At 72.6% G+C, this 26,128-nt stretch carries 23 protein-coding genes; 16 read left to right on the forward strand and 7 right to left on the reverse strand.

Features of this window, described 5'->3' with window-relative positions; translation table 11 throughout:
* The first annotated feature begins 47 nt into the window (after nucleotides 1-47).
* Nucleotides 48-965 carry a LysR family transcriptional regulator gene (locus tag ACTOQ3_RS29145; RefSeq protein WP_440086619.1) on the forward strand — a complete coding sequence of 306 codons (918 nt, stop codon included), beginning with the start codon at nucleotides 48-50 and terminating at the stop codon, nucleotides 963-965.
* Nucleotides 966-1,049: 84 nt separating this feature from the next.
* Here the strand turns inward: ACTOQ3_RS29145 and ACTOQ3_RS29150 are convergent, their stop codons facing one another.
* Complete coding sequence (locus ACTOQ3_RS29150) at nucleotides 1,050-2,012, reverse strand: helix-turn-helix transcriptional regulator (RefSeq protein WP_440086620.1); 963 nt, start codon at nucleotides 2,010-2,012, stop codon at nucleotides 1,050-1,052.
* Between the two features lie 98 nt (nucleotides 2,013-2,110).
* Here ACTOQ3_RS29150 and ACTOQ3_RS29155 point away from each other — a divergent pair, with 98 nt between their 5' ends.
* The 4 genes from ACTOQ3_RS29155 to ACTOQ3_RS29170 all read left to right on the forward strand — a co-directional run bounded on the left by ACTOQ3_RS29155 (nucleotide 2,111) and on the right by ACTOQ3_RS29170 (nucleotide 4,829).
* Nucleotides 2,111-2,731 (forward strand): TIGR03086 family metal-binding protein, encoded by a 621-nt coding sequence (locus tag ACTOQ3_RS29155; RefSeq protein ID WP_440086621.1) that lies wholly within the window; start codon nucleotides 2,111-2,113, stop codon nucleotides 2,729-2,731.
* A 108-nt stretch (nucleotides 2,732-2,839) separates the two neighbouring features.
* Nucleotides 2,840-3,973 carry a DUF5925 domain-containing protein gene (locus tag ACTOQ3_RS29160; RefSeq protein WP_440086622.1) on the forward strand — a complete coding sequence of 378 codons (1,134 nt, stop codon included), beginning with the start codon at nucleotides 2,840-2,842 and terminating at the stop codon, nucleotides 3,971-3,973.
* Nucleotides 3,974-4,081: 108 nt separating this feature from the next.
* Nucleotides 4,082-4,525 carry a DUF1622 domain-containing protein gene (locus tag ACTOQ3_RS29165; RefSeq protein ID WP_440086623.1) on the forward strand — a complete coding sequence of 148 codons (444 nt, stop codon included), beginning with the start codon at nucleotides 4,082-4,084 and terminating at the stop codon, nucleotides 4,523-4,525.
* Complete coding sequence (locus ACTOQ3_RS29170) at nucleotides 4,518-4,829, forward strand: hypothetical protein (protein ID WP_440086624.1); 312 nt, start codon at nucleotides 4,518-4,520, stop codon at nucleotides 4,827-4,829. The genes ACTOQ3_RS29165 and ACTOQ3_RS29170 overlap by 8 nt, the downstream gene beginning before the upstream one ends.
* On the opposite strand, the gene ACTOQ3_RS29175 is transcribed toward ACTOQ3_RS29170, so the two are convergent.
* Nucleotides 4,811-7,585, reverse strand: coding sequence for a hypothetical protein (locus ACTOQ3_RS29175; RefSeq protein WP_440086625.1), 2,775 nt, complete (start codon nucleotides 7,583-7,585; stop codon nucleotides 4,811-4,813). The genes ACTOQ3_RS29170 and ACTOQ3_RS29175 overlap by 19 nt on opposite strands.
* On the reverse strand, nucleotides 7,582-8,949 hold the full coding sequence (locus tag ACTOQ3_RS29180) for an SWIM zinc finger family protein (protein ID WP_440086627.1): 1,368 nt from the start codon (nucleotides 8,947-8,949) through the stop codon (nucleotides 7,582-7,584). The genes ACTOQ3_RS29175 and ACTOQ3_RS29180 overlap by 4 nt, the downstream gene beginning before the upstream one ends.
* Before the next feature lie 1,120 nt (nucleotides 8,950-10,069).
* Here ACTOQ3_RS29180 and ACTOQ3_RS29185 point away from each other — a divergent pair.
* The 8 genes from ACTOQ3_RS29185 to ACTOQ3_RS29220 all read left to right on the forward strand — a co-directional run bounded on the left by ACTOQ3_RS29185 (nucleotide 10,070) and on the right by ACTOQ3_RS29220 (nucleotide 19,363).
* The gene (locus ACTOQ3_RS29185) at nucleotides 10,070-10,453 is read left to right on the forward strand and encodes a histone-like nucleoid-structuring protein Lsr2 (protein WP_440086628.1); all 384 of its coding nucleotides are present in this window, start codon (nucleotides 10,070-10,072) and stop codon (nucleotides 10,451-10,453) included.
* A 146-nt stretch (nucleotides 10,454-10,599) separates the two neighbouring features.
* Nucleotides 10,600-11,913, forward strand: coding sequence for a M20/M25/M40 family metallo-hydrolase (locus ACTOQ3_RS29190; protein ID WP_440086629.1), 1,314 nt, complete (start codon nucleotides 10,600-10,602; stop codon nucleotides 11,911-11,913).
* A gap of 606 nt (nucleotides 11,914-12,519) precedes the next feature.
* Complete coding sequence (locus tag ACTOQ3_RS29195; protein WP_440086630.1) at nucleotides 12,520-13,887, forward strand: lipopolysaccharide biosynthesis protein; 1,368 nt, start codon at nucleotides 12,520-12,522, stop codon at nucleotides 13,885-13,887.
* 75 nt (nucleotides 13,888-13,962) lie between these two features.
* Nucleotides 13,963-15,117, forward strand: a complete 1,155-nt coding sequence (locus ACTOQ3_RS29200) for a DegT/DnrJ/EryC1/StrS family aminotransferase (protein ID WP_440086631.1) — start codon at nucleotides 13,963-13,965, stop codon at nucleotides 15,115-15,117.
* 271 nt (nucleotides 15,118-15,388) lie between these two features.
* A complete protein-coding gene (locus ACTOQ3_RS29205) occupies nucleotides 15,389-16,480 on the forward strand; it encodes a GNAT family N-acetyltransferase (protein WP_440086632.1) in 1,092 nt (363 codons plus the stop codon).
* Nucleotides 16,481-16,500: 20 nt separating this feature from the next.
* The gene (locus ACTOQ3_RS29210; RefSeq protein ID WP_440086634.1) at nucleotides 16,501-17,736 is read left to right on the forward strand and encodes a DegT/DnrJ/EryC1/StrS family aminotransferase; all 1,236 of its coding nucleotides are present in this window, start codon (nucleotides 16,501-16,503) and stop codon (nucleotides 17,734-17,736) included.
* 70 nt (nucleotides 17,737-17,806) lie between these two features.
* Entirely contained in the window at nucleotides 17,807-18,127 is a 321-nt protein-coding gene (locus tag ACTOQ3_RS29215) for a hypothetical protein (RefSeq protein ID WP_440086635.1), read from the forward strand.
* 48 nt (nucleotides 18,128-18,175) lie between these two features.
* Nucleotides 18,176-19,363, forward strand: coding sequence for a DUF6745 domain-containing protein (locus ACTOQ3_RS29220; RefSeq protein ID WP_440086636.1), 1,188 nt, complete (start codon nucleotides 18,176-18,178; stop codon nucleotides 19,361-19,363).
* On the opposite strand, the gene ACTOQ3_RS29225 is transcribed toward ACTOQ3_RS29220, so the two are convergent.
* From ACTOQ3_RS29225 to ACTOQ3_RS29240, 4 genes are read right to left on the reverse strand one after another with little or no spacing between them, the layout of a single operon-like run.
* Entirely contained in the window at nucleotides 19,364-20,302 is a 939-nt protein-coding gene (locus ACTOQ3_RS29225; protein WP_440086637.1) for an STM4011 family radical SAM protein, read from the reverse strand.
* 16 nt (nucleotides 20,303-20,318) lie between these two features.
* Entirely contained in the window at nucleotides 20,319-21,632 is a 1,314-nt protein-coding gene (locus ACTOQ3_RS29230) for an STM4012 family radical SAM protein (protein WP_440086638.1), read from the reverse strand.
* Nucleotides 21,633-21,637: 5 nt separating this feature from the next.
* Entirely contained in the window at nucleotides 21,638-22,807 is a 1,170-nt protein-coding gene (locus tag ACTOQ3_RS29235; RefSeq protein ID WP_440086639.1) for an STM4014 family protein, read from the reverse strand.
* Nucleotides 22,804-23,721, reverse strand: a complete 918-nt coding sequence (locus ACTOQ3_RS29240; RefSeq protein ID WP_440086640.1) for an STM4015 family protein — start codon at nucleotides 23,719-23,721, stop codon at nucleotides 22,804-22,806. Before ACTOQ3_RS29240 ends, ACTOQ3_RS29235 begins: the two co-directional genes overlap by 4 nt.
* 254 nt (nucleotides 23,722-23,975) lie before the next feature.
* Here ACTOQ3_RS29240 and ACTOQ3_RS29245 point away from each other — a divergent pair, with 254 nt between their 5' ends.
* From ACTOQ3_RS29245 to ACTOQ3_RS29255, 3 genes are all read left to right on the forward strand, one after another.
* Complete coding sequence (locus ACTOQ3_RS29245) at nucleotides 23,976-25,301, forward strand: phytase (protein ID WP_440086642.1); 1,326 nt, start codon at nucleotides 23,976-23,978, stop codon at nucleotides 25,299-25,301.
* Between the two features lie 241 nt (nucleotides 25,302-25,542).
* On the forward strand, nucleotides 25,543-25,947 hold the full coding sequence (locus ACTOQ3_RS29250) for a GntR family transcriptional regulator (protein ID WP_440073170.1): 405 nt from the start codon (nucleotides 25,543-25,545) through the stop codon (nucleotides 25,945-25,947).
* Nucleotides 25,944-26,128, forward strand: a 185-nt coding sequence (locus ACTOQ3_RS29255; RefSeq protein WP_440086643.1) for an ATP-binding cassette domain-containing protein, incomplete at its 3' end; no start/stop codon positions are given. The genes ACTOQ3_RS29250 and ACTOQ3_RS29255, both read left to right, overlap by 4 nt.

Genomic DNA, 26,128 nt, shown 5'->3' on the forward strand with positions numbered 1-26,128 from the left:
GACCATGCGTCCAATGAGTTGCCCGCCGGATGTGATGAGATGTCCTCATGGGTGCGACGGTCGCGCAACTCCGGGTCTTCACCGCCGTGATCGCGAACGGCGGCTTCGGCGTGGCCGCCGAGGAGCTGGGCATGTCCCAGTCGGCGGTCTCCCACGCGCTCGCCGCCCTGGAGCGCGCCCTCGGCGCCCCGCTGGTGCTGCGGCACGGGAGCGTGCGCCCCACCGCGCTGGGCGCGGCGATCCTGCCGCACGCCCAGGCCGCGCTCGCCTCGGTCACCGCCATCGACGAGGTCGTCTCCTCGCACCTGGGACAGCACGCGGGGACCGTCCGGGTCGCCGCTCCGCCCACGGTCTGCTGCGGACTGCTGCCCCAGCTCATGCGGACGTGGCGGGCGGAGCTCCCCGGCGTCGAGGTGCAGGTCTTCGAGGGCGACGACGACGAGCTGTCCCCCTGGCTGGAGACCGGGGTCGTCGACGCCGCGATCCTCGTCGACCCGGCGCCCCCGCCGCCGGCGCACGTGGTGGTGGGCCGCGACTCCTTCCACGCGGTGGTCCGCGCCGACCATCCGCTCGCCGGTCAGGAACACATCACGATGGCCGAGCTGGTGGAGGATCCGCTGCTGGTCTCCAAGGGGGGCTGCGAGCCCCAGACCCGCGCCCTGTGCTCCATGGCGGGCGTCCCCTACACGCCCGCCCAGCACGTGCGCGAGCTCGGCACGCTCATCGGCATGATCGCCGCGGGCATCGGCGTCTCGACGGTTCCCGACCTCGGCCGCGGCCTGCTGCCTCCCGGGCTCGTCATGGTCCCGCTGAAGCCGTCCCTGGAACGCGCTCTCGTCCTCACCGGCCCGCTGACCCGGCCGCCGAGCCCGCTGGTCGACGCCCTCCTCCGCGCCGCCCCCGAGGTCCCCGCGCCGGCCCCGCTTCCCCGACCCCGGTTCGCGCTGGAGCCGGTTGACGCCTGACCGCGGGCGGTCCCGCCGCGCTCGCCGTCGCGGCGGGACTCCTGCCCGCCTCGACCGGAAGATCGGCGGGCAGGCCGGCCTGGCCTACCCGTCGAGGGCCTCGGTGTAGCGGCGGGCGAGGGTACGGATGTGGGCGACCAGTTCGGGCGGGCCGTCGACGCGGAAGTCCATCATCAGCATGCTGAGGTAGATGGCGATGGTCTCCAGGGCGTCGGCGCCGGTGACGAGGACGCTGGTGTGGGAGTCGACGGCCTCGACGACGCCGACGGCGGGGTTGATGCGGGCGATCACGGTCTCGGCGGGGGCGAGGACGGTGACGCGAGCCTGCACCTTCCAGCCGGTCTGCGCGACTTCGCGCAGGACGAAGGCGACCAGGTCGTCGTCGGGCAGGGAACGGGGCGCGAAGCGGCGGGACGCGGACCGGACGCCGGTCAGGCCGGCGACGGGCAGCGCCCGCCAGGCGTGCGCGCCGAGGTCGTAGGCGACCAGGAACCAGCGGCGGCGCCAGCTGATCAGGCGGTAGGGCTCCACCTCGGTCTCGGTGCCGGCGCGGGTCGCCAGCAGGGTCGCGCCGTCGCGGATCGCGCCCGCGACGACGGTGAGGGTCTCGGCGGGCACCGGGGCGTCCGGCTCGCGGGAGCCGACCGTGGCGGGCCCGACCGCGGTGGCCGACCGCAGGGCGGTCACCTTGCGCTGCAGGCGTTTCGGGAGGATCTGCTGGAGCTTGGCGAGCGCCCGGGTGAGGCTGGCGTCGATGTCGGTGATCCCGGTGGAGCCGTCCTCGGCCAGGCCGACGGCCAGCGCCACGGCCACCGCCTCGTCGTCGTCGAGCAGCAGCGGGGGCATCTCCGCGCCCTGTCCGAGCCGGTATCCGCCCACCGCGCCGCGCGCGGCGTGCACCGGATAGCCGAGTTCGCGCAGGCGCCGGATGTCCTGCCGCAGGGTGCGGTCGGTGACGCCGAGGCGCTCGGCGAGCTCGCGGCCGGTGTGGGACCGGTCCTGCAGCAGGGACAGCAGGCGCAGCACTCGAGTCGTCGTCGGAGCCATCGATTTCTTCTCACCCAGAATGATTATTAGGAACGAAATTAGCCTAATAGACCCATAGATTGGTGTCACAGGCAAGGAAGAGATCGAAGGGCGAAATCATGAACACCATCACCACCGACACCGTCACCTCCCTGCGGCCGGTCTGGCGTGAGGTGCTGGCCGTCTCTTACCTGGCGCTGGAGAACAGCGTCGCGGGTGTGCGGGACGACCAGTGGGACAACGCCACCCCGTGCTCGGAGTGGACGGTCACCCAGGTGATCCAGCACGCCGCAGGCGACCAGCTCGCCTACGCGAAGATGCTCGGCATCGGAAACGGCCCGGCCTACGACCCCTTCTCGCCTTCCGGTGCCGTCGACGGCACCGCGGCGGAGCTGGTGAAGGACGCCGTCGAGCAGACCGCCGCGGCGTGGGCGACGGTCGCCGATGACACCGAGACCGTTCCGACGCCGCTGCCGCACGGTGACCTGCCCACTCCGGTCGCCGCGGTGATGTGCGCGCTCGACGCCGCCGTGCACGCATGGGACGTCGCGATCGCCACGGGCCGGCCGTCCCCGCTCGACGACGAGCTCGCCGGCCACCTTCTCTCCGCGGCGCGGGGAATCGTCGAGCCGTTGCGTCAGTGGGGCGCCTACGCGCCGGTGGTCGAGGCCGCCGGCGGTCCGTCCTCCACCCCGGTCGTCGACGACCTGCTCCGCTACCTCGGCCGCACCCCGCGCTGACGATCGACGTCCACGAGGTCCCACCGAACGCGTCCACGAGCGATCCCCCGATGAGTCACGGTCTAAAACCCTTCGACCGGCGGGCGCCTCGCGAGGATCATTGGCGCCATGTCCGTACTCAAGGAGGTCGACTTCCAGCCGGAGCCGCGCCCGGTGGAGCTGCCGATGAAGATCTGGCTCGACGACGGCGACGCGGCGGTGGACGTGATCGACGCCCTCGCGCTGTCGCCGTTCGCCACCGGGGCCCAGCCCTGGTCGCGCACCGCGAGCCTGGAGCGGGTCCGTCCCGACGCCTCCCTCGCCCCCGCCTCCGGGACGCTCGTCCGGGCGGCCTCGGAGAAGGACGGCCGCGACTCGCGGCTGCTGTGCGGGGAGGGCTGGACGCTGCGCGTGGTCCGCTACCGCAACCGCGCCGCCACGGTCAGCGTGACCGCGGTCGACGAGGGGCTGGCCCGCTCGGTGATCGAGGAGGTCACCAGGGACGCCGAGGAGCCCGTCCCCGAGAGCGACCACGTGGAGATGGGCTTCTGGTGGCAGAGCCCCCGGGGCAGCCGCCGCTCGAAGAAGCCGATCACCGCCTCCCCCTGGGCGGAGATCTCCGGCAACTACGCCAGGTCGGTCAGCGAGCCGCTGTCGCGACTGATGTCCGTCACCCCCTCCGAGGCGCACGGCCGGCTGATCCTGCTGCACGGCCCGCCGGGCACCGGCAAGACGACGCTGCTGCGCACGCTCGCCCACGAGTGGCGGTCGTGGTGCCAGGTCGACTGCGTGCTGGATCCGGAGCTGCTGTTCCAGTCCCCCGGCTACCTCATGGAGGTCGCGGTCGGCTCCGACGAGCATGACCACGATCACGACGGCGACGGAGGCGGTGACCGGTGGCGGCTCCTGGTGCTGGAGGACTGTGACGAGCTGATCAGGGCCGGTGCCAAGGAGGCCACCGGGCAGGGCCTGTCGCGGCTGCTCAACCTGACCGACGGGCTCCTCGGCCAGGGCCGTGACGTCCTGGTCGCCATCACCACCAACGAGGACCTGGCCCACCTCCACCCCGCCGTCACCCGCCCCGGCCGCTGCCTCGCCCAGATCGAGGTCGGCGCCTTCCCCTACGACGAGGCCGCCCGCTGGCTCGGCACCGCCGAGGGGCTCTCCCCCTCCGGCGCGACCCTCGCCGAGCTCTTCGCCCGCCGCGAAGGCGTCCTCGACCGCACCACGGCCGCCCCGGAGAACACCGGTCTCTACCTCTGACCCCCGCCGCCGGGCGACCCCCGAGCGGCCCGTGGGGAGCTCCGACCGCCGCGGACGGGGCGGCGACCGCGGCCGCATGGTCGGGGAGCCACCGGGTAACAGCAGCGCATGCTCGATCTCCTACCGGAGGAGACCCTCCGGCAGCTCGTCAACCTGCTGGTCCGCCTCGTCGAGGCGGCCGGGGCGGCCGTCATCTTCGTCGGTGCCGCGATCGCGTTCGTGCGGTTCGTGCTGGTGGCCGTACGGCGGCACGACGACGGGTTCATCACCGTGCGGCTGTTCCTGGGACGCTTCCTCGCCCTCGGCCTGGAGTTCCAGCTGGCCAGCGACGTGCTGCGTACGGCCATCGCGCCGAGTTTCACGCAGATCGGGCAGCTCGCGGCGATCGCGGCCATCCGCACCGCGCTGAACTTCTTCCTGAACAGGGAGATCGAGCGGGAGGGGCGCACGGTGAACGACGCGCGCGGGCGCGGCTCGCTGGACGCCCCGGGCGGGCACGGCTCGCCGGACGACTCCGGCGGGCGCGTCCCGCCCGGTGCCGGGAATGGCTGACCTCGTCCGGATGCTCGTCCCCCTGATCGTCGTCATGGGGCTGGCCGCCGCGCTCGCCGTGCTGCTCTCCGGCGGCGGTCCCGGCGGCGCGCTCGCGGTGCTGCTCGACTTCCTCCTCGCGGCCGGGCTCCTGCGCCTCTCCCAGGCCCAGACCTGGGCGGCGATCATCACGGCGGCGCTCACGGCGCTGGTCCGCAAGCTCGCCGTCGCCGGGTTCTCCGCGCACCCGGCGGGACGGCGTCCGCCCGGACGCCGTCCCGCCGCCCCCGGCCCGAACGGGCGGGATCAGGGCCGTACGAGATAGTCGTGCAGGCGGCGGCACTGGCGGCCGAAGTCCGACGAGCGGCGCGACGGCGGGACGAGCCCGGCGATCTCCCCGCGCGCGCCGGCCCACCGGGCCACCTCGGCGCCCAGGGCGACGAGATCGATCGCGCCCGAGCGCGGCCGTTTCCCCGGCCCCGGCAGAACGTGCGGCAGCGCCGCCCGGATCACCTCCCAGACCTCCCGGTGGGCGCCCTGCGCGGCCGCCTGTCCGAGTCCGGCCACCGCGTGCGGCAGCTTCACCCAGGTCTGTCCCGTGAGCAGGGCGAGTTGCCTGCCGAGCGCGTCCGCCGGCAGGTCTCCCCGCGCCGCCATCCGCAGCACCAGCCGCACACCGTGGACCGGGTCTGCCTGGACCAGGAAGAAGGCGAGCAGCAGCGCGGTGGGCTCGCCGACCGGCCCGTCGCAGGCGGCGAGCGCCTCGGCGTGCCCTGCGTGGACCCCGGGCCGGTCCCAGGAGTGGAGCAGGTGCGGGAGACAGCGGGCGGCGACCACGTCGCGGTGCGAGGGCAGGACGGCGGGCCACCACGTCATGTACCGGCCGTGCTCCCCCCAGCGGTGATGCCGCACCTCGCCGAGCAGCTCGTCGACGAGGGGCAGGCCGGTCGGATCGGTCCGCACCCGGGGGACCGGGCTCAGGTGGGCGCCCGGCGGCGGTTCGCGCTCGTCGGTGTGGTACGAGTTCTCGTTCTCGACGAACGTCCAGCGGACGCGCGTCTCCGGCTCGACCGGCCCCTCCGCCAGCCAGCGCGCCGCCCGGCGCCCGGCCTCGGAGGTCAGCCGTCCGGCCCGGGCGACCACCTCGGGATCGGCGGTTCCCGGCAACCGCAGCAGCGCCTGCTGGAAATCGGCGGGCAGCGGTTCGGCCCCGGCGGCCTCGACCGTCTCCAGGCGGGTGAGGAACGCGGCGGGGTCGAGGTGGCCGGTGGCACCGGTCGGGGTCGCGAGCAGGACCGGCGGCAGCGTGCCCGCCTTGAGCGCGGCGAGCACCTCCGCGCACCGCCGGAGCACGAACCGGTGCGGCGCGGAGACGTCGTGCTCGAGGGGGAGCCGGTCGGGCCTGATCTCCTCGGGAGCGCGATACCAGGCCGATCCGCCGTCCTCGTCGCCCCTGGTGAGGAGACGCATGACGTAGTAACGGGCCCCGGTGAGGAGATCGCCGAAGGACATCCCCCCGTCGTCGCCCCCCGAACCGGTCATGACGTTCCCGGAGATCCACGTCTCCCTGGCCTCCGGGACCCTGCGGGCCTCCGGTCCGGGATCGGCGCCCGGGGAGACGAGCTCCGCGGCGATCGCGGTGAACCAGTCGTGGGGCGCGTACCAGTCCTTGCACCGGTAGAGGTCGCGGATCTCGTGGGCGCTGCCGGTGAGCGCGGCGCGCAGCGCCTCGCGGTCCTCGGCCGCGAACCGGACGAAGCCCGCGAGCCACCGCTCGGCCTCCTGCCAGTCGCGGGACCGGTCCGCGCGGGCCAGCTCGGCGACCGTGTCCGGCGGGCCGGGGAAGGCCCCCGCGGGATCGGGCGGGGTGAGCGGCGGAGGGGTGAGGACCTCCGGCTCCCGCTCAGGCTCCGCCTCTCCGCCGACCGCCCCGGCCAGGAGCCGCCCCAGGTCCGGCGGGAGCGCGCCCAGTGCCGCGCGCAGCGTCTCCGCGCCGAGCGGGGTGAGGTGCGCCGCGTGCTTGACCGCGAGACGCGCGGCACGCTCCTGCACGGCGTACGCCTCGTGGCCGAACGCGGACGCGAGAGCCGCGGCCAGCTCGTCGGCCCGTTCCGGCGACCGCCGCAGGGTCTGGTCGAGCCAGGTCAGTCCGGCACGCACCAGGCCGACCTCGGCGCGAAACAGCAGGCTCTCCAGCGCCTCCGTCACGTCGGCCGGGTCGAGGCGGCCGAGGCGGCGCAGGTGCCTGAGCGCCAGTTCCGCGACCGGTCCCGGCGCGGCCGGCAGCAGGCGCAGGTAGTCGCGGGCGCGGGCCTCCACCTCCGCGGGCGCGGGTTCGAGCAGCTCGTGGAGGCGGACGAAGAACCGCAGGTCGATGGCGTCCCCTCCGCGCAGGAACCGGCTGACGCAGCCGTGCACGAGCATCTCGCGGCTCACCCTCCCCTCGCCGCTCAGCGCGGCCAGCGCGCCGAGCCAGGACCCGGCGCGCGGCGGGTCGCTCCGCTCCTCGCGCAGGGCGCGGCCCACGCCCTGCGCCTCGAAGATCCTCGGCAGCAGGACGTCGAGGAGCGGGTCCTGGCGGAGCCCGCCCGCGCTGGGCGGCGTGGCGAGCCAGCCCAGCACGAGCGGGTCGTGCTCGGGCGAGGTCACGCCGGTACCGCGGAGCAGGGCCAGCACCAGCGGCAGTCCCGGCGAGGTCGCGGTGCGGATCCGCAGGACGAGCCGGGAGATCAGATCGGCCCGCCACCCGGGTTCCCGCGCGGAGATCACCTTGATGAGGGCGTCGGTGTCGCCCGGCCTCTCCCACTCGAAGATCGTGAACTCACGCCGGTTCAGCCAGGTGGCCACGGCCGCGGCGCCGCCGAGCGAGCCCGCCCCCGCCACCCGCAGGTGCTCTCCCCGTCCGCCCCGTCTCCTCCACGGCTCGAAGACCCTCGCCTCGCGACGCTCCGGCCTGAGATACCCGGGCAGTTCCCTGGCGACCTCCCTGCGCTCCGCGTCGTCGAGCTCCACCATCCGGGCCGCGAGCTCGTCGAGGCCGGCGTTCTCGATGAGCTCGCGGACCTCGTCCCAGACCGTCATCGGGCGTCCTCCCGGGTGAGGGGGGCCGGTGCCGCCGGGGAGGTGTCCCGGGTGCCGGCGGCCATCCGGGCGGCGAGCACGTGCTTGCAGGGACCGCGCGAGCCCCGGTGGTCGTACCACCACGGGCAGGTGCACGACCCCTCCGCCGTCCGCACCAGGCGGACGCCGCCGTCGGTGGTCACCTCGGCCGAATCGGGGCCGGTCAGCCGGACGGCGCCGGAGGCGACCAGGGCGCGGGCGGAGCCGAGCCTGGGGTTCAGCGCCGCGACGTGGTCGCGGTCGTAGGGCAGCTCGCGGTGGAAGTGCGCGGCCTCGAAGAGGTCGTAGCCGACCCGGCCCGCCGTGCCGAGCTGGGTGAGCGAGGCCCGGACCCGCTCCGGCGCGAGCCCGGAGCGCTCGGCGAGCAGGCCGAGCTCCAGGGTGGGCTCGAAGTCGAGCAGGATGCCGACCAGGTCGGCGTCGCCGGCCACCACGTCCGAGGAGAGGTCGTCCAGGACGGCCCCCTCCCCGGAGAAACCGCGCCAGGCCTGCGGGGACAGGACCAGCGTGTAGCGCATGCCCGGCAGTTCCAGCTCCCAGGCGCTGGACCCCGAGCCGTCCGCCGGTCCGTACACGCGCAGCGCCTTGGCGAAGCGCAGCGACGGCATCATCGTCGCCAGCCTGCCGACCCCGGCCAGATGGACCCCGCCCGGTACGGCCCGCTCCGAGAGCCGCAGCTCCCTGCCCGCGGGGACCGCCCACACCTCGGCCGCCGCCCGCTTCGGCAGGCCGCGCAGGAACCTGACGGCCTGCGGCCCGGCGAGCTCGGCGCGCAGGTCGAACCCGGAGGCGATCACCTGGACCTCCGCGAAACCGCGCAGCCACCGGTCGGGCAGCGGCACCTTCTTCTCCACGACCGCGCCGTCCAGGGTGGTCACGGTGAGCTCGTCGGGACCGACCCCGACGTGCAGCGGGTCACGGCCGCCGACCCTGGCCAGCGCCTCGCGCAGCGGGTTGTTGACGTCCACGTTGGTGGTGCCCCGGTCGAAGACCTCACCGTCGAGGGCGGGGCCCAGCACGTCCAGCCGGGCGTAGACGCCGCCGCAGGCGGAGAACGACTCGAACCTGAGGCGGTCGCCGCCGCAGGTCACGACCGGATCGCGGGTGAATCCGGGCTGCGGCCGGTGGTAGCGGGCCAGCGCCACGTCGGCGACCGCGAGCAGGCCGGTCGCGGCGGGCGCGGCCTGGGTGAGCAACCCGCTGAAGAACCGGGGATGGTCGAGGAAGCCCGTCGTGGTCCGGCCTCCGGACGTCGACAGTCCCAGATGTCCGTCGGAGAGCGTGGAGGGGCCGGCGTAGGAGTAGGCCTGCACTGCACTTGTCATGGGCCGGACGGTAGAGATCACGACCGACAAATCCGGCCACGACCGCAAGGCCGGCGTACGAACCACCGGTTTCGAAGGCTTCGAAGGCTTCGAGGGCCGGGGAGCGGAGGCGCGGGGGCGCGGGGGCGCCGGATCCGGTCAATGCCCCTATCCGATCCCCCGCCGGCTCGCGAACAATTCGGGGAACGCCGGTTGATTGATCCGGACGGACGATGGAACGGGCCAATGACCGCCAAGGACCAAACGACGCCCGCCGTCCCCCTCCCCCACAATGCGAGACGTCCGGAATCATACGGTCCGCAAGGCGAGTCTTGCCTTACCTCAGAGTGTCTGGACCGCACCTCAATGTGATCGGTCGCGTGCCGCCGGGCGCCTTCGAAGACACCCGGCGCCGGACGCCGGCAAACCCGTGGACCGGCGGCACGCATTCCGGACGCGGAGAAGTCATTTGTCCTCCAGAATCCCGGAACGCGTTCGGTTACGGACATCCGGCGTGCGTGAATTGTCCGCGGAGCGCCCGGGACGGCGTGCGCGGAGCTTCTCCTCCCCGCCTCCCCGCACCCGGCCCGTCCCCCCTTCCCCTCCTGCTACCTCGACCTCGACAGGTGTCGTGAGCAGCGAAAACGGAACGGAGGACACGCCCGGCGGCCGAGAGGGGCAAGGGCGGGAGGTCGCCGCGCCGCCCGCGACGGCGTCCGGGAAACGAACGGCAGTGGAACGACGGACCGGAGTCGCCCCAAGTGGCGGAAGTCGATTTTTTTCCGGGCGGCGAGGCCGGAAACCACCCGGAGGTCATGAAACTCCAAAGCGCCCAGATGCCCCCTTCCGGAAAACCCGCCGAGGGTATCCGACAGATCTCGGCATACAAGGCGCCTAGGAGCCCCGGCGCCGCCGTCGTTTTTAATCCCCCGCGAGCGGGAAGCATTTCCCAATGACGTGGAGACGTCGGAGTTCGGCCTTGAGTAATTAACCTGAAGGGTGGATCTCCGGTGGCAGGGGTTTCCTGAGCGCAGCGGTGAAAGGAGGGACTAGAGTTTTGAGCACGGGGAAGAGACGCGGGAACCATCGTCGGTCGGGTTCACGACCGCACGCTCCGGCGCCAAGATTAAGGAGTCGCACAATGGCACGTCAGCAAGTCGTCACGTTCACCGACGACATCACCGGCAAGAAGGCGGACGAGACCGTCTCGTTCGGCTTGGACGGCACCGCCTACGAGATCGATCTGAGCTCGAAGAACGCCACGAAACTTCGTGAGGCCCTCAAGCCGTTCCAGTCCGCCGCCCGCAAGGCGAACACCTCTCTGAGCCGCAAGGGCAGGGCGAAGGGCTCCGGCGGCAACCGCGAGCGGAGCGCCGAGATCCGGGCGTGGGCGAAGTCCCACGGGATCGAGGTGAGTGAGCGCGGGCGCATCGGGGGGAAGGTCGCCGAGGCGTTCGCCGCCGGCGACCCCAGCGTGGCCAAGGGATCGACCAAGAAGACTCCGCAGACCGCGCTCAGCGAGTGAGGCAAGCTCCCGGACCCTGGAGGGGTAGCGGCGTCGCAGCCGGCCGGGAGTGCTCGACACGACGACCCGAGGTGCTATTTCCAACCCGGAGGGGTATGCACCTTTGATCCAGATTGTGGGTTCTTGTCTCCGGGGGCGTTTCGTCGATGAGCAGCGAGGTCGCGCAGATCTGCTCGGACCTGATCAGGTTCGACACCACCAACCCCGGCCCCGGCGAGCGTCCGGCGGCCGAGCACGTCGCCACCCTGCTGTCCGACGCCGGGATCGAGCCGGTGGTGTTCGAGTCGGCCAGCCGCAGGACCAGCGTGGTCGCCAGGATCCCCGGCGACTCACCCGAGGCCCTGCTGATCCACGGCCACCTCGACGTGGTCCCCGCCCGGCCCTCCGACTGGCGGATCCACCCGTTCTCCGGCGAGGTCTCCGGCGGATGCGTCTGGGGCCGGGGCGCGGTCGACATGAAGGGCACCCTCGCCATGACGCTCGCCCTGGTCCGCGACTGGGCCCGGCGCGGGGTGCGGCCGGACCGTGACGTCGTGCTGGCCTTCCTCGCCGACGAGGAGGCCACCGGCGAGTACGGCGCGCGCCACGCGGTGCGCCACCATCGCGAGCTGTTCGACGGCTGCACCGACGCGATCAGCGAGTCCGGGGGCTACAGCGTCGAGGCTCCGGGCGCGCGGATCTACCCGGTCGCGGTGGGCGAGCGCGGCACCGCCTGGATGCGGCTCACCGCGACCGGCGTCGCGGGCCACGGCTCCCGCCCGCCGGTGGACAACGCGGTGGCCGAGCTCTGCCACGCCATGTCCAGGATCGCCTCCCACCCCTGGCCGGTGCGGCTGACACCCGGGGTGGCGGCACTGATCGAGGAGCTGTCGGACATCCTCGGCGAGCGCGTCGACCTCGACCGGCTGGAGGAGGAGGCGAGACGGCTCGGCCGGATCGGCGACCTGTTCGGCGCGCAGATCCGCAACTCGGCGAACCCGACGATGCTCCAGGCGGGCTACAAGGTCAACGTGGTCCCCGGCACCGCCGAGGGCCACGTGGACGGGCGGTTCCTGCCGGGATACCGGGAGGAGTTCCTGGAGACGATCGACCGCCTGCTCGGCCCCCGGGTGACCCGGGAGTTCGTCAACATCGAGGACGCCCCCTCGGCCCCGATGGACTCGCCGTTCTTCGACCGGCTCGGCGCCGCCCTGGTGGCCGAGGATCCGGCGGCGCGGCCGGTGCCGTACGTGATGTCGGGCGGCACGGACGCCAAGTCCTTCGCGGGGCTCGGCATCAGGGGCTACGGCTTCGCCCCGCTGATGCTCACCCCCGACCTCGACTACTTCGGCATGTTCCACGGCGTGGACGAGCGCGTCCCCGTCGAGGGCCTGGAGTTCGGCGTCCGCGTCCTGAACCGTCTCCTCACCTCCCGAGGTTCCCGAGACTCCGCGGCGCCGGCGCCGGTACCGGTCCCCTGAGGACCTGAGAAGCCCTGGGGTTCCCGGCCCTGAGGCCCTGGGAGGCCCTGGGCGGCGCGCGGGCCGTCCCCTCACCCCGGACCGTCCGGCTCCCGCGAACCCGCTCCGCACACCACGGGTCGCTCGCGGTGACCTCGGTGACCTCGGCCACTCTCCCCCCACCCTCACAACCCCGCGAAAGCAGGGCAGTCCCCATCACGATCAGGCCGTGCCGGGGACTTCCGGATACATGCCGGACACGGCTCGCTTGAAACTGGGGCATCATGACTCACGTGCCGATTCTCATGTACCCCTCGGTGACCGGCAGGTCTCGTGACGAGACGCGTACGCCGACGACGTGCCCTCCGGGGCCCGCCGGCGAGGCCACCGATCCACCCCGCCCGAGCGACCCGCGGCGCTCCCGCACCGCCTCCGGGAACGGCGCGGACCGGGAGTACCGGGGTGAGTGAGCACGGCACCGGACGAGGCCGGCACGCCAGGCCCAGGGGCGGCGTTCCCGCGCCGGGCACCCGGCCGGAGGGTTCCGACCCCCCGGGGAACGCGGTCACCGGCCTCCGTACAGCCGGCGGCAAGACCGGTGCAAGCGGCCCGGCCGATGATGGCCGCGTGACGCGCGACGGGAGCGACCAGGCGGCCGGCCGGACGGCGACCGAGGAGCGCGGGGCCGGCCTGATGGACCGCCTGCGCAAGGACCTGAGGAACCCCCTGTTCCTGCAGGGCTACGCGCTGATGATCAATACGGGGATCACCGCCGTGCTGGGCCTCGGCTACTGGTTCCTCGCGACGCACCTGTACACCGCCGCCGCCTTCGGCGAGGGTCAGGCCCAGATCAGCGCGATGCGGCTGTTCTCCTCCCTGACCGGGCTCGCCTTCGCGGGCGCCCTGGCCAGGTTCATCCCGGTGGCCGGGCGCCGTACCGCCGAGTTCGTCCTGCGCGGCTACGCGGTCGCCGGGGCCGCCGGCCTGGTGGCGGCGCTGGGGTTCCTGCTGACGTTGCCGATCTGGGGCTCGGTCTACGCCGACCTCGGCGGGCTCGGCCCGGGACTGTTCTTCCTCGCCTCGGTGCTCGTGTGGACCGTCTTCACCCTCCAGGACGTGACGCTGGCGGGGCTGCGCAACGCCGTCTGGGTGCCGGTCAACAGCCTGGCGTTCGGCCTGGTCAAGATGGGCCTGCTCGTCGCGCTGGCGTACGCGCTGCCGCAGGGCGGCGTCTTCGGCGGGATCTTCGTCTCGTGGATCGTGCCGACGGCCATCGCGCTGATCCCGATCAGCTGGCTCATCTTCGGCGTGATCATCCCCAAGCACGTCAAGAACACCGAGGTGAGCGCCGCGAATCCGCCGCGCCTGCGCGAGGTGGGCCGCTTCCTCGCCGGAGACTTCCCCGGCGCGTTCTCCATCCTGCTGATCCTCTATCTCGTCCCGGTCATCGTCGCGGGCTGGCTCGACGACGCGCCGACGTTCGGCTACTTCTCGATAGCCCACACGCTGGGCTCCATGGTCGGGCTGCTCGCGGCCAACATGGCGGTCTCGCTGACCGTCGAGGGGTCCTTCAACGCCGCCCAGCTGGCGCAGAGCGTGCGCAACGCGCTGCGGCGCACCTTCCTGATCGTCGGCCCGGTCGTCGCGGTGGTCGTGATCGGCGCGCCGCTGATCCTGAGCGTGTTCGGCCCGGGTTTCGCCGAGGCCGGCTCGCCGCTGCTGCGCCTGATGGCGATCGCCGTGCTCCCCCAGACGGTGATCGAGATCTGCCTCAGCATGCTGCGCGCCCAGAGCGAGGCGCGCAAGCTCGCCCTCGTCCAGATCGGGATGGCCGTCCTGGTCCTCACCTCGATAGCGGTGCTCTTCCCCCACTTCGGGATCGCCGCGGTGGGCTACGCCATGCTCGGCAGCCAGCTCCTGGTGGCGCTGCTGGTCTTCCCGAACATGCGCAGGGTGATGAACCATGGCAAGACCTCCCAGGTGAGCACCGGTTAGGACGACACGCGGCCGCCGGTTTGCGGTCCCGATGCCGTACGTGATAGACGGTCTCCAGTGACTCCTGAGCACATTGTGGCGAAGCGGACACATCGCCTCTGCCTCCCGCTGCCTTCCAACCGCCTGGGCCTGTATCTGGCCCTGCGGCACTGGTGTCGTCCCGGCCAGCGGCTGCTGATGTCACCGCTGTCGGCGGACGAGATCCTCTTCCTCGTGCTCGCGGCCGGGCTGCGCCCGGTCATCGCCCCGCTCTCCCTCGACGACGGCAACATCGACGTCGACGCCGTCGACCTCGACGCGGTCGACGCGGTGCTCACCACCAACCTGTACGGCCTGCCGGACCGGGTGGCCGCGTTCGGCGGCAAGATCCTGATCGAGGACGTCGCGCACGCGATCGAGACGAGCGTGAACGGCAGGCCGATCGGCACCTTCGGGGTGGCCGGCGTGTTCAGCCTGTCCAAACACGCGGGGGCGGGCTCCGGCGGGGTGATCGCGGTCGAGCACCTCTCGGACCTGCGCGCCCTGGAGCGCGAGCGCGACCGGCTGCTGCAGCCGGGCGTCTTCAGGAAGGAGATCCACAGCGTGCTGACCTCCGCGGGCCGGCACGCCGCGCTGCGCCTGAACATGGTCCGCCCTGCGCTGAGGGCCATGCGCGCGCTCGGCATGGAGGAGGAGCGCGAGGGATACCGCATCGCCCCGCGTCCGGCGGAGCTGCTCAGGGCGCTGGAGTACGCACCGCAGCAGCTGCCGGCGTTCGACTCCTGGGTCCAGGCCGACCTGCACGACTACCGGGCCAGGCGGGGCCACCTTTCGCGCTGGTACCAGTCGCGGCGCCTGCACGCGCTGCCCCGGCAACGGTCACGGCGGATCGCCGGCGTCTCGGTGCTGGCCGCGCAGCCCACCGTGGCGCCGGCCGTCCGCCGCCACCTGGACCAGCCGCTGTTCCGGGTCCCGCTGCTGGTCTACGGCCGCGACGGGGCCATCGCCGAACTGGAGCGGCACGGGGTCGCCACCGGCTACCTCTACGACCCGCCGTACGACGGCTACCTGCCGGAGTTCACCGACCCCTCTCCCGAGCCCGAGGTGGCGCGCTGGTGGGCCCGGCACGTGCTGCCGATCGACCCGCTGTACGCCCACCGCGCCCTGCCGGTCATCGAGCGGCTCATCCCCGCGGTCCCCCCGATGCCGCCCAGGGTGCCCCCGGGACGGGCCTCCTTCGACGTCGCTTAGCGAATCTGGCGGGCGACTAAGCGAATAGGGCGATATCCCCGATAGATTTGGCTCATTGATTACCGGCTGGCGGTTCGGGGGGTCGCTTCCTGGTTCCTGGATGGTTTCCGCGTGCCGTGACGCACACCCTTCGTGCCCGCGCCGACTGGATCTCGTCCTTCGCCCCGACGACGTCCAGTGCCTGGGACCAGGCTTCGAGAAAGGACCACCGCCTCGTGAACGGTAGGTTTGCGCGCACCGCTGGTCGTCCTCGCCCGGCGGGAGCCGGCGCATGAGAATCAGCGTCATCCGGCCCGCGGAGCTGGGCCCGGCCGAGATCGCGGCATGGCGGGGAATGCAACGTTCCAGCCCGCATCTCGACAACCCCTTCCTCAGCCCGGACTTCACGGTCGCGATGGGCGAGGTCAGCGCGGCGGCGCGGGTGGCGGTGATCACCGAGTCGGACGGGCCCGTGGGGTTCTTCCCCTTCGAGCGGCACGGCGGCGGGGTGGGCGCCGCGCTGGGCGGGTGGGTCTCGCTCTCCCAGGGGGTCGTCCACCGGCCAGGGGCCGAGCTCGACTCCGGCGCCCTGCTCAAGGCGTGCGGGCTGAGCGTGTGGGAGTTCGGCTGCATGGTCGAGCGCCAGCCGTGGTTCCAGCCGTTCGAGACGCTCCGGCAGGAGGCCGTGGTCCTCGACCTCGGCGGCGGCTATTCGGCCTTCCTCGACGAGCTGCGCGAGCGCTCCCCGAAGTTCCTCAAGACCACCCTGTACAAGGAGCGCAAGCTGGGCCGCGACGCGGGCGAGGTCACCTCCGAGTTCGCGGTGCGCGACCCGGAGCAGTTCCGGCTGCTGCGCGAGTGGAAGTCAGCCCAGTACCAGCGGATGGGCCGCCCCGACCGCTTCGGCAAGGCGTGGGTCGTGGAGCTGGCCGAGCGCCTGCACGCCGTCGACACCGACGACTTCGCCGGGCCGCTGTCGATGCTGTACGCCGGCGGCAGGCCCGTCGCGGGCCACTTCGGGCTGCGCACCGGCACGACGATGATCGGATGGTTTCCCGCCTACGACCCCGAGTACGCCAAATACTCCCCCGGCCTGATCCAGCACCTGCACATGGTCGAGGCCGCCGCGAAACTCGGGATCACCTCGCTCGACCTGGGCATCAGCAACGGCTCGGAGTACAAGGACGCGCTGTGCAGCCGGACCGTCCCCGTCACCGAGGGCATCGTGCGCCGCCGGTCGGCGGGCGCGGCGGCGCACTGGCTGCGCACCGAGCCGGTCCGCCGGGTGCGGCGGTTCATCCTCGACAGCCCGGTCCTGTACGGCGCCGCCGACAGGGCCATGAAGCGGTACGGTCGGCTGCGCACCCGCGGGAAGACCACGTGAGCCGACCGAAGGAGGGCCCGATGAGCGGTCACCCCGCCACGTCCGGCCGCGGGAACGGAAGCGGGAGCGAGCGCGCGGACGGCCGCCGCGCGCTCGAGGCGGCCATGCGCGACCGGATCGGCCAGGAGTGCCTGCACGTGCCGTCCGCCAGGTTCGGCCTGCTGCTGGCGCTGCGCCACTGGTTCGAGCGCGGCGACAGGGTGCTGATCTCGCCGACGAACTGCGAGACGGTGCTGTTCGTCGTGCTGGCCGCCGGGCTGGAGCCGGTGATGGCGCCGGTCTCCTGGCGCGACGGCAACATCGACGTCCCCGCCGTCGACTGGACCGGTCTCGCCGGTGTCGTCACCACGCACCTGTACGGCCAGCCCGACCGGGTGGCCGAGCTGCGGGCCGAGTGCGACCGGCGCGGCGTGCTCCTTCTCGACGACGCGGCGCACGCCATGCAGACGGTCGTGGACGGCCGCCCGGCGGGCACCTTCGGCACCGCCGGGGTGTTCAGCCTCGCCAAGCACGGGCGGGCGATGTCCGGCGGGTTCCTCACCGCGGAGGACCCGGCCGCGCTGCCCGAGCTGGCGCGGGCCAGGGACGAGCTGCTGCTCCCCGGAGGGGCGCGTGCCCAGCTGCTCGGCACGCTGCGGCCCGTGCTGCGCGAGACGATCTACCGCACCGGGCTGGTCAGGCCGATGTGGCACGCCCTCAAGGCGCTCGGGCTCGTGCGGTGGACCGGCCACCGCTGCCCGCCCCGCGAGGACGAGCTGCGCGCGGTCGTCGCCGCCGATCCGGTCGACCCGCGCGCCATGGACCACTGGCTGCGGATCGACCTCGACGACTGGCGGATGCGTCAGGGGCCGCTGCTGCGCGGCTACCACCGATCCCGGTTCCGGGTGATCGACCGCGAGCGGGAGCGCCGGGTGGCCGGGGTCGAGCTGCTGCGCACCCTGCCCTGGGCGGCCGAGGGCGTCCGCGAGGCGGCGCCGCAGCCACTGCTGCGGGTGCCCCTGCTGGTCGAGGACCGCGACGAGGTCGTCGCCCGGCTGGAGAGCCGGGGCGTGGTACCCGGTTTCATCTACGATCCGCCGCTGGACGACTACCTGGACCTGGTTCCCGCGGGGCCGACCCCGGAGATCGCCCGCTGGTGGACCGGCCACGTCCTGCCCGTCGACCCGCTCCGCGCCGCCCGCATGGCCGGCCTGCTGGCCGAGCTGGACGTCCGCCCGGCCGCGCGGCCCTTCACGGCGTCGCGGCGACCCGGCTGAGCGGAGCGGCGGGCGCAGCGGAACTGTCGGTCGTGTCCTCTACCTTTCGAGCAACGACGAGGAGGTTCCGGTGTTCCGTCAAGGAGACATCCTGATCATGCCGGTCACCGGCGAGTCCGTGCCCGCGCACCTGGTGGCCGCGCCCCGTGACAAGCATGGCCGGCTGGTGCTGGCGCTCGGCGAGGCGACGGGGCACGCGCATGCCGTACCGGGGGCGGGCACCCTGCTCGTGGGGCGTGACTCCGGTGCGCCCGAGTTCCTTCACCTGCCCCAGGGCGGCCGGCTGGTGCACGAGGAGCACGCCACCATCTCCCTGCCCAAGGGATGGTTCCGGATCGTACGGCAGCGCGAGTACGTGCCCGGCTCCTACGCCCGGTACGTCGCCGACTGATCGACCGGTTTCGCCCCCCAGCCCTCCCCCGGACAGTCAAGGAAGCCCATGCGCCCCCCTGCCCTCTCGCCCGAGCTGGCCGCGTCCCTCGCCGACGCCGTGACCAGGTGGGACCCCGTCGCCCATGCCACCGGTCCGGCGGATCGGCCCGCCGCCGAAGAAGGGGTCCGTGCCGCCTACCGCGGCGCCGGGCTCCCGGAGCCCGAGCGGATCGTCTGGTTCGCCTCGCCGGCCCGGGCCGCGGCGGCCGCCGTCGTCCTCACCGGCTCCGCGGAGGACCGCGACGCCGTCGGAGGGACCGAGGTTCTCCCGCCGGCGCTCCTCGGGCTCGATCCCGGGTCGCCCGTCCGCGATCTCGTCAGGACCAGGCCGTGGGAGCACGTCCGCGCCCAGGCCCTCTCCATCCTCCCGCCCGCCGGGTGGGCGGCGGCCTGGGAGTTCGTCGGTGCCGACCTGTGGCCGAAGGTCAACCGGCTGACGCGCGAGATCCGCCGCGGCATCGGCCGATCGGCGGCCGCGCCCGAGGTGACCGGCCCGCCCTCCGGCCATGCCGGCGAGAGTGACGGGGCCGGCGAGAATGACGGGGTCGAAGCGTTGCTGCGCCGCGCGACCCTTGACGCGGTCCTCGGCCAGCACGACGCTCCCTGGCTCGCGTTCTTCGACGCCCTCGGGGAGAGCACCGAGGTCGATCTCACCCCGCTCGGCGGCGTGATGCGCGTGTCGAGGGAAGCCGGCTGGTGGTGGCCGTTCGAACACGTCGTCCTGATCTGCGAACGCCCGGCCGAGCTGCACCGCGACGACCTGGGCCGCCTGCATCGCGCGGCGGGGCCGGCGCTGGCCTTCCCCGACGGTTTCGCCCTGCACGCCTGGCACGGCATGCCCGTCCCCGCGGAGTTCGGGGCCGTGATGGCCGACCTGTCGGCGCCGCGCATCAGGCAGGAGCCCAACGCCGAGCTGCGCAGGGTGATGCTCGAACACTACGGGTTCGACCGTTACGTGAAGGAGTCCGGCGCCGAGGTCGTCCAGCGGGACGAGACCGGAGTGCTCTGGCGGGCCGCGTTCCCCGACGACGAGTCCCTCGTCATGGTCGAGGTGGTCAACTCGACGCCGGAGCCCGACGGCACCAGCCGTACCTACTTCCTCCGGGTGCCGCCCTACGTCACCACCGCCCGTGAGGGGGTCGCGTGGACCTTCGGCCTGTCCGCCGATCAGTACGAACCGCAGAAACAGACCTGATCAACGCGGCCAGCCCGCGGGGATGCGTTCGAGCAGGCCGCCCGCGAAGACGCGGTGGAGATCGAGCGGTTCGAGATGCACGTATCCGATGTGGCAGTCGCACACGGGAAGCGGGCACGGGCGTGGGGCGAGCGCGCGCAGAGCCGATCCGTCGTAGAGGTTGCCGATCGGCTGCGCGACGAAGTGGCACCGCCGCACCGTGCCCTCGCCGTCGACCGACACCACGCTCCGGCCGGTGCGACAGGGCAGTCCGAGGCTGGGGTGCGGCCTCCTGCTGTAGTCGAACAACGGGTCGATCCCGGTCCAGACGGCCGCCTCCCGCTCGGTGTAGACATGTCCCTCGGCGGCGTTGATCCACAGATACACGTCGTCGGGGAGCTCCGCCCGCAGCCGCCTGGCCGGCTCGGCGTGGTCGGGGACGCCGACCACGCCGACGCTGAAGCGCACCCCGTGGGCGAGCAGCTCCCGGCATCGGGCCAGGAACCGGTCGTGCGTCACCTGGCCCGGGTGGTAGGTGACCCAGAGGGCGAGCGTGTCCAGGTCGGCTTCGGCGAGCCACCTCAGCCGGGTGCTCAGGTTGGTCTGGATGGCCACCCTGCGTACGTGGGCCAGGTGGCTCAGCTCCACCATCGCGGCGCGATACCACGATCTGACGAGCCCCTCGCCCCACGGCGTGAACAGCACCGAGATGGGAAAGTCGCGCGCCGCGACCCAGGCGGTGAAGCGGGCCAGCGCCTCCCGATCGGCGCGCAACCGGTCCGGGCTGTCGCGCCGCTTCGCGAAGGGGCAGTAGGCGCAGTCGTAGTCGCAACTGGCCAGTGGGCCCCGGTAGAGGAGGGTCAGCTCCTCGGGCTTCGGGATGTCGCCCGCCGGGGACGCGTCCACGTGCCGCGGTGTGATGTCCCATATCGACAGTGGGGCCCGCCCGGGGCCGGTCATCGGTCCTCCCGGAGGATCAGCGGAGATCATAGGAGTCCATGAGGTCGCGGGCCCTGTCGGAGAACAGGGCCGGCCCGATGGCGTCGGAACGGGCCAGTCCTTCGGGCGTCAGCCGTACGCGGGTGGAGTCGTCCACCACCCAGCCGCGCTCCGCGAACGTGTCGAGGGCGAAGTCGTCGAGGACGTCGCCGCCGAAACGCGTCCTGTAGGCGGCTCGGTCGAGCCCTTCGGCCTGCAGCAGGGACTGGATGAGATGGCGCCGGCGCTGTTCGAGATCGTCGAGCGCGAAGCCGACGTTGGCGACGCCGAACGCGGCACGCGGCAGCCGGATGAAATCGTCGATGATCGCGCGCACGTGCCGCACGCCCACGGCGTACTCGAAGGAGTAATGCAGCCGCGACGTGTAGGAACGGGCGCCGCAGCCGAGACCGACCATGCCGTCGCTCTGGCAGTGGTACTCGCTGCCCGACTCCGTGCCGGGCAGCCGGAACATCCGCATGGACACCTGCTCGTACCCGGCGGCCAGGAGATGGTCGCGGCCCTGGCGGTAGAGGCCGAGCCGCTGGTCGTCCCAGTCGCGGCCGAGGACGCCCAGCCCGGTGAGAGGCCGGACGTACAGCGGGTAGAGATAGATCTCCTCCGGGCGCCAGGCGAGGGTGGCGTCGAGAGAACGGCGCCAGGTGTCCGGTGTCTGGCCGTCGATGCCGTAGATCAGATCGATGTTGAGCGTGCGGAACCCGGCCTCGCGGATGGCGGTCAGCGCGGTCTCGACCTCGGTGCGGCGCTGCGGTCGCAGGGCGGCTCTGGCCTCGGCGTCGATGAAACTCTGCACCCCGATCGAGATCCGGGTGGTGCCGCGTTCGGCGAGCACGGCCAGACGGTCAGGCGTGGCGGTGGCCGGAGAGGTCTCGATCCCGAGCGGGGTGGTGGAGAAGTCGGTCCCCATGGTCTGCTCGGCCAGGTCGAGCAGCCTGGCCAGCTCGGCCGCCTCCAGATAGGTGGGTGTGCCGCCGCCGATCGCCGCGGTGACGAAACGCGCGTCGTCCGGCAGTGCCTGCCGCACCGCTTCCGCCTGGCGCCGGAGCGCGTCGAGGTAGGAGGTCACCAGCTCCGCGGGGGCACCGGTCCTGGTGAACAGGTTGCAGAAGCCGCACCGCATCTCGCAGAAGGGCACGTGCAGGTAGAGGAAGAGCGCGTCGGTGCGCTCCTTTTCCCAGACCTCGCGTAGCGGGGGCCGCGGGTCGAGCGGACGGTAGGCCGTCTTGTGCGGGTAGGCGTAGACGTACCCTTCGTAGGGCCTCACGTCGTGCGTGCCGTCGGTAGCGCTCATGTCTCTCATGCCGCGCTCCGGAGCGTGAGGAGATGGGCCACCTGCGTGGCGTGGCAGTCGAGGCCGGCGGCCCCGCTCTCGGGCAGACCGGTGAGCCCGGGCAGCAGGTCGCCGAAGGCGTTCACCTCCGCCACGGCGAAGCGACGCCAGCCGATGCCCACCATGAGGTCGACCCCGACCATGACGGAGCCGGGAAAGCAGGCCGCCGCCTGCTCGCATGTCCGCATGGCCTGCTCCCACCCGGCCGCCCCGAGCCGGGCCCGGACCTGATCGAGATCACCACGGGTGCCGCCCAGGTGCAGGTTCGTCATCGGGCCACGGCTGGCACGGACAACGGCGTGCGTGGGCCGTCCGCCGACCACGACGACGCGGAGGTCGAACACACGCCCGTCCACCGACGCCTTGGGGAACCAGCGCTCCACGTGCAGCCCGTCGGGCGCGAGCGCGTCGACGATCATGGCCACGTCGGCTTCGTCGGTGTAGGCGCGCACGCGTAGCGAGTTGTGCAGCTCTGGGCGGATCCGCCCTGCGGCCTCCGGCCGGGGGCGGACGAGCTCGACGGAACTGACCGCGTGGATCCGCGCGGCCTGGACCTGGAGCGCCACGATTCCCGAGGCCGACGAGCCGTGAGCCGGTTTGACGAACACCCGGTTCCAGCCCGATCGGGCCATGAGGTCGCGCAGGTGGGAGTAGCCGGTGATCGGCGCGGGCAGGGCGGGCGGCACCGGCACGCCGGCGCCCAGCAACCGGGCGTGCGACCGCCGCTTGTCGAACATCACCGCGATCTCGTCGACGTCACCGAGCAGCCGGGCGCCCGGTGTCCGCGCCACCGCCCGCTGTACGCGCTCGAGGCCACGCACGAACGCGGTGTGCCAGGACGCTCCGCCGCCGACCCGGGTGGGCGCGCCGGGGCCACGCAGCAATTCGTCGGCCGCGGGGTCCTCGCCGGGGGAGTCGATGCGGACGCATGCCCGCTCCGGGATACGGAACCCGGTCCCGGCGAGCACGTCACGCCAGGGGACGACGAGGGGCTCGGGCAGGCCGCGCGCGCGCAGGGCGTCCCCGAACAGGGTCACCCGCCGGTCGCCGGGCGTGCCGACGACCGCGAGGGGCGCCGCCCGCGTGCGGCGATCGGCGGACGGGGGCCTTTCCAGCGCGGTGCCGGGCGCGGTCACTCGGACACCTCGATGAAGCGCCAGTCGCCGTCGATCTCCTGCTGCTCGGACACGTCGACCTCGACCCCGCTCAGGGCGGCCACGATCTTCGCGGCCATCTCCTCGCTCATGAAGTGGTGCCGCAGGTTGAGCCGCTTGAGGTGGGTGAGCGGCTGACCGGACAGCAACGCCTCGGCGCCCTCGTCGGACAGGACGCCCATGGACAGGTCGAGCGACTCCAGCCGCGCCACGATCGGCGCGGTGGCGACGGCGGCGGCCACCTCGTCCTGCCGCTCGCTGTCCTGCAGGCCGAGATGCCTCAGCGCGGGCAGGCCGCCGCCCGCGAGGATCGCCGCCCAGTCGTCAGGGCCGGAGTCGCCCGAGTAGCTCTCCTCGCCCAGCCACATCTCCAGGTGCCGCAGCGCGGGCAACGTGGACGCGCCGACCGCCCTGACCACCCCGGCCGGCAACCCGCCCGACTCGAAACGGAGGGTCTCCAGCGCGGTGTGCACGACGGACTGGAGTCGGAGGCCGTCGCCGCCACGCACGTCGAGTCGTCTCAACCGGGGATACGCGGTCAGGAGCGGGGTCACGTCGGACTGCCCGATCCAGGAGATCTCAGACTCCTCGCTGACGTAGTCGCCGAGGAAGATCGCCTCCAGCGCGGGAAGGCGGGGCGCGGCCTCGACGAGCAACCGGATCGGTTCGTCGGCTCGGTCGTCGTCGTGCGCCCATCCCCACGTGCCCACGACCAGCGCTCGCACGGCGGCGCAGTCGACCTTGTCGAGCAGCTCACGGACGGCGTCGTCGATGGTCTCCTCACCGTCGTAGGGATCACCGCTGACGCGCCACGCGGCCTGCGACGCGGGCGTGTCGTCGGCGCCGGGGAAGCGGACGGGAAGACCGTGGAACGCGGTGAGGTGCTGATGGATCATGGGGGGACTCCTCGGTACGGGCAGGGGGTCAAGTTCTAGCAGCCGGCGCCGACAGATGTGGACCTGGCGGCCCTGCCTCCGATGCCTCCGATGCCTCCGATGCCTCCAATGCCTCCGATCAGGTGACGCGAGCACGGCCGGGAACCCTTCATCCCGTACGGCCGTCGCGTTCTCCTCCCGTCAACTCCCCGTTGCGCCGATTCCACAACGATCAAAAGGACATTTCTCTACATATCCCACACACAAGGAGATCCATGCGTTCACGGACTCGCCTCTGCCTGGCGGCGCTGGCGCTCTGCCTGACCGGATCCGCGCTCGCGCCCGCCGCGCTGGCCGACGGGATCCCCACGGTCAAGCCCCGGGTCGAGACCCCCGACCTGTTCGACGACGACGCCGGCGGCAACGCCAACGGCGACGACCCCGCGATCTGGGTGCATCCCACCCGCTCGGGAAGAAGCGTGGTGATGGCCACCGCCAAGGAGGGCGGCCTGTACGCCTACGACCTGGACGGCAGGCGACTCCAGCACGTACCCGCCCCCGCGGCCCCCGGCGAGGACGACGAACCCGGCCGGTTCAACAACGTCGACCTGGTGTACGGCCTGCGCCTGTCCAACGGCGTCAGGACCGATCTGGCCGTCGTCTCCGACCGGGGCCGGGACCAGATCCGCTTCTACGCCGTCGACGAGGACGGGGCGGAAGGCGGGCGGGCACCGCTCACCGACCTGACCGACCCCGCCGTGCCGTTCGTGTTCAACACCGGCCAGGAGCAGGTCAACGACGCGCGGACCGCGTACGGCCTGGCCACCTGGCAGGACGGGACCGGCACCTACGTCCTGGTCAGCCAGCGGCACAGGACGCGCGTCGCGCTGCTGAGGCTGACCGCCACCGCGCACGGGAAGGTCGGCTACCGGCTCGTCCGCACCCTGGACCTGCCCGGCTCGTTCCGGCTGCCGAACCGTACGACCTGGACACCGTGCCTGGAGCCCGGCGAGCTGCCCCAGGTCGAGGGCATGGTCGTCGACGGGGAGCGGGACGTGCTCTACGCCGCCCAGGAGGACGTGGGCATCTGGCGGATGCGGGCCGACCTCACCGGCACCCCGAAGCTGGTCGACAAGGTCCGCGAGTACGGCAGGCCGGGCGTCTACGACCCCGAGACCGAGGAGTGCGCGCCGGGCGCCGACCCCGGTTACGGCGGCAGGCACCTGTCGGCCGACGCCGAGGGGCTGACGATCTACCACGGTGACGGCGGCGACGGTTACCTGCTCGCCTCCGGCCAGGGTGACAACACCTTCACCGTCTACGACCGGAAGGGCAACGACTACGTCGGACAGTTCCGGATCGGCGCGGGCCACGGCCTGGACGGCGTCGAGCACAGCGACGGCTCGATGGTGGTCAGCGTCCCGCTGGGCCGGTTCGACAAGGGCCTGCTCGTGGCACACGACGGTGAGAACACCCCGGGGGCGGTCGACGAGGACGGCGAGGCCAGGGAGAACACGAACTTCAAGTTCGTCGGGTGGGGCGACGTCGCCGGCGCACTCGACCTCGACGTGGACACCGACGGCTGGAACCCGCGGGACTGACGATCCTCCGTCGCGGGCCGGCGCGGCCGGTCCGCCATCGCGGGCCCCCGCGCGGCCGATCCGTCGCGGCCCGCCCGAACCCGGTGGGGTCGTCCCCGCCACGAGCCCGGTGCTGTCATCCCCGCACCGGGCTCGCCCGCGTCACGCGCCGGCGCTGTGGGAGCGCGGCGAGCTCCCCGCCGAGCGTTTTCTTAACAAGTTCCATACATGTAGTAATCTAAAGTCCTAGGACAGTAGATAAATGGAGGAACTGGTGATCGAGTTCCATCTGGATGCGAAGTCCGGCGTCTCGCCGTACATGCAGCTGGTCCAGCAGGTACGGCACGCGCTGCGACTCGGCCTGCTGCGCGAGGGCGACCAGCTGCCGACCGTCAAGGAGGCCGTGGCGCAGCTGGCGATCAACCCCAACACCGTCCTCAAGGCCTACCGGGAACTCGAGCACGAGGGCCTGGTCGCCGCCAGGCCAGGGGTGGGGACGTTCGTGACGGCGACCCTCACCGACACCTCGCTGGCCGCGCACGGCCCGCTGCGGCTGGAGCTGCAGCGCTGGCTGGCCAAGGCCCGCCGGGCCGGCCTCGACGACGAGAGCATCGAGGCCCTCTTCATGACCACCTTTCGGACCACCGCTCAGGAGGACATAGCGTGACCGCTGTCTTAGAGGCCCAGGCACTGGGCAGGCGGTACGGCAGGCGCTGGGCGCTGCGCGAGTGCACCATCGACATCCCGGCCGGCCACGTCGTCGGGCTGGTGGGCCCCAACGGAGCCGGCAAGACCACGCTGCTGAAGCTGGCCGGCGGCCAGCTGGAGCCGACGGCAGGCCACATCAC

It is taken from the genome of Streptosporangium sp. LJ11 (genome assembly GCF_051918945.1).
Lineage (GTDB): Bacteria > Actinomycetota > Actinomycetes > Streptosporangiales > Streptosporangiaceae > Streptosporangium.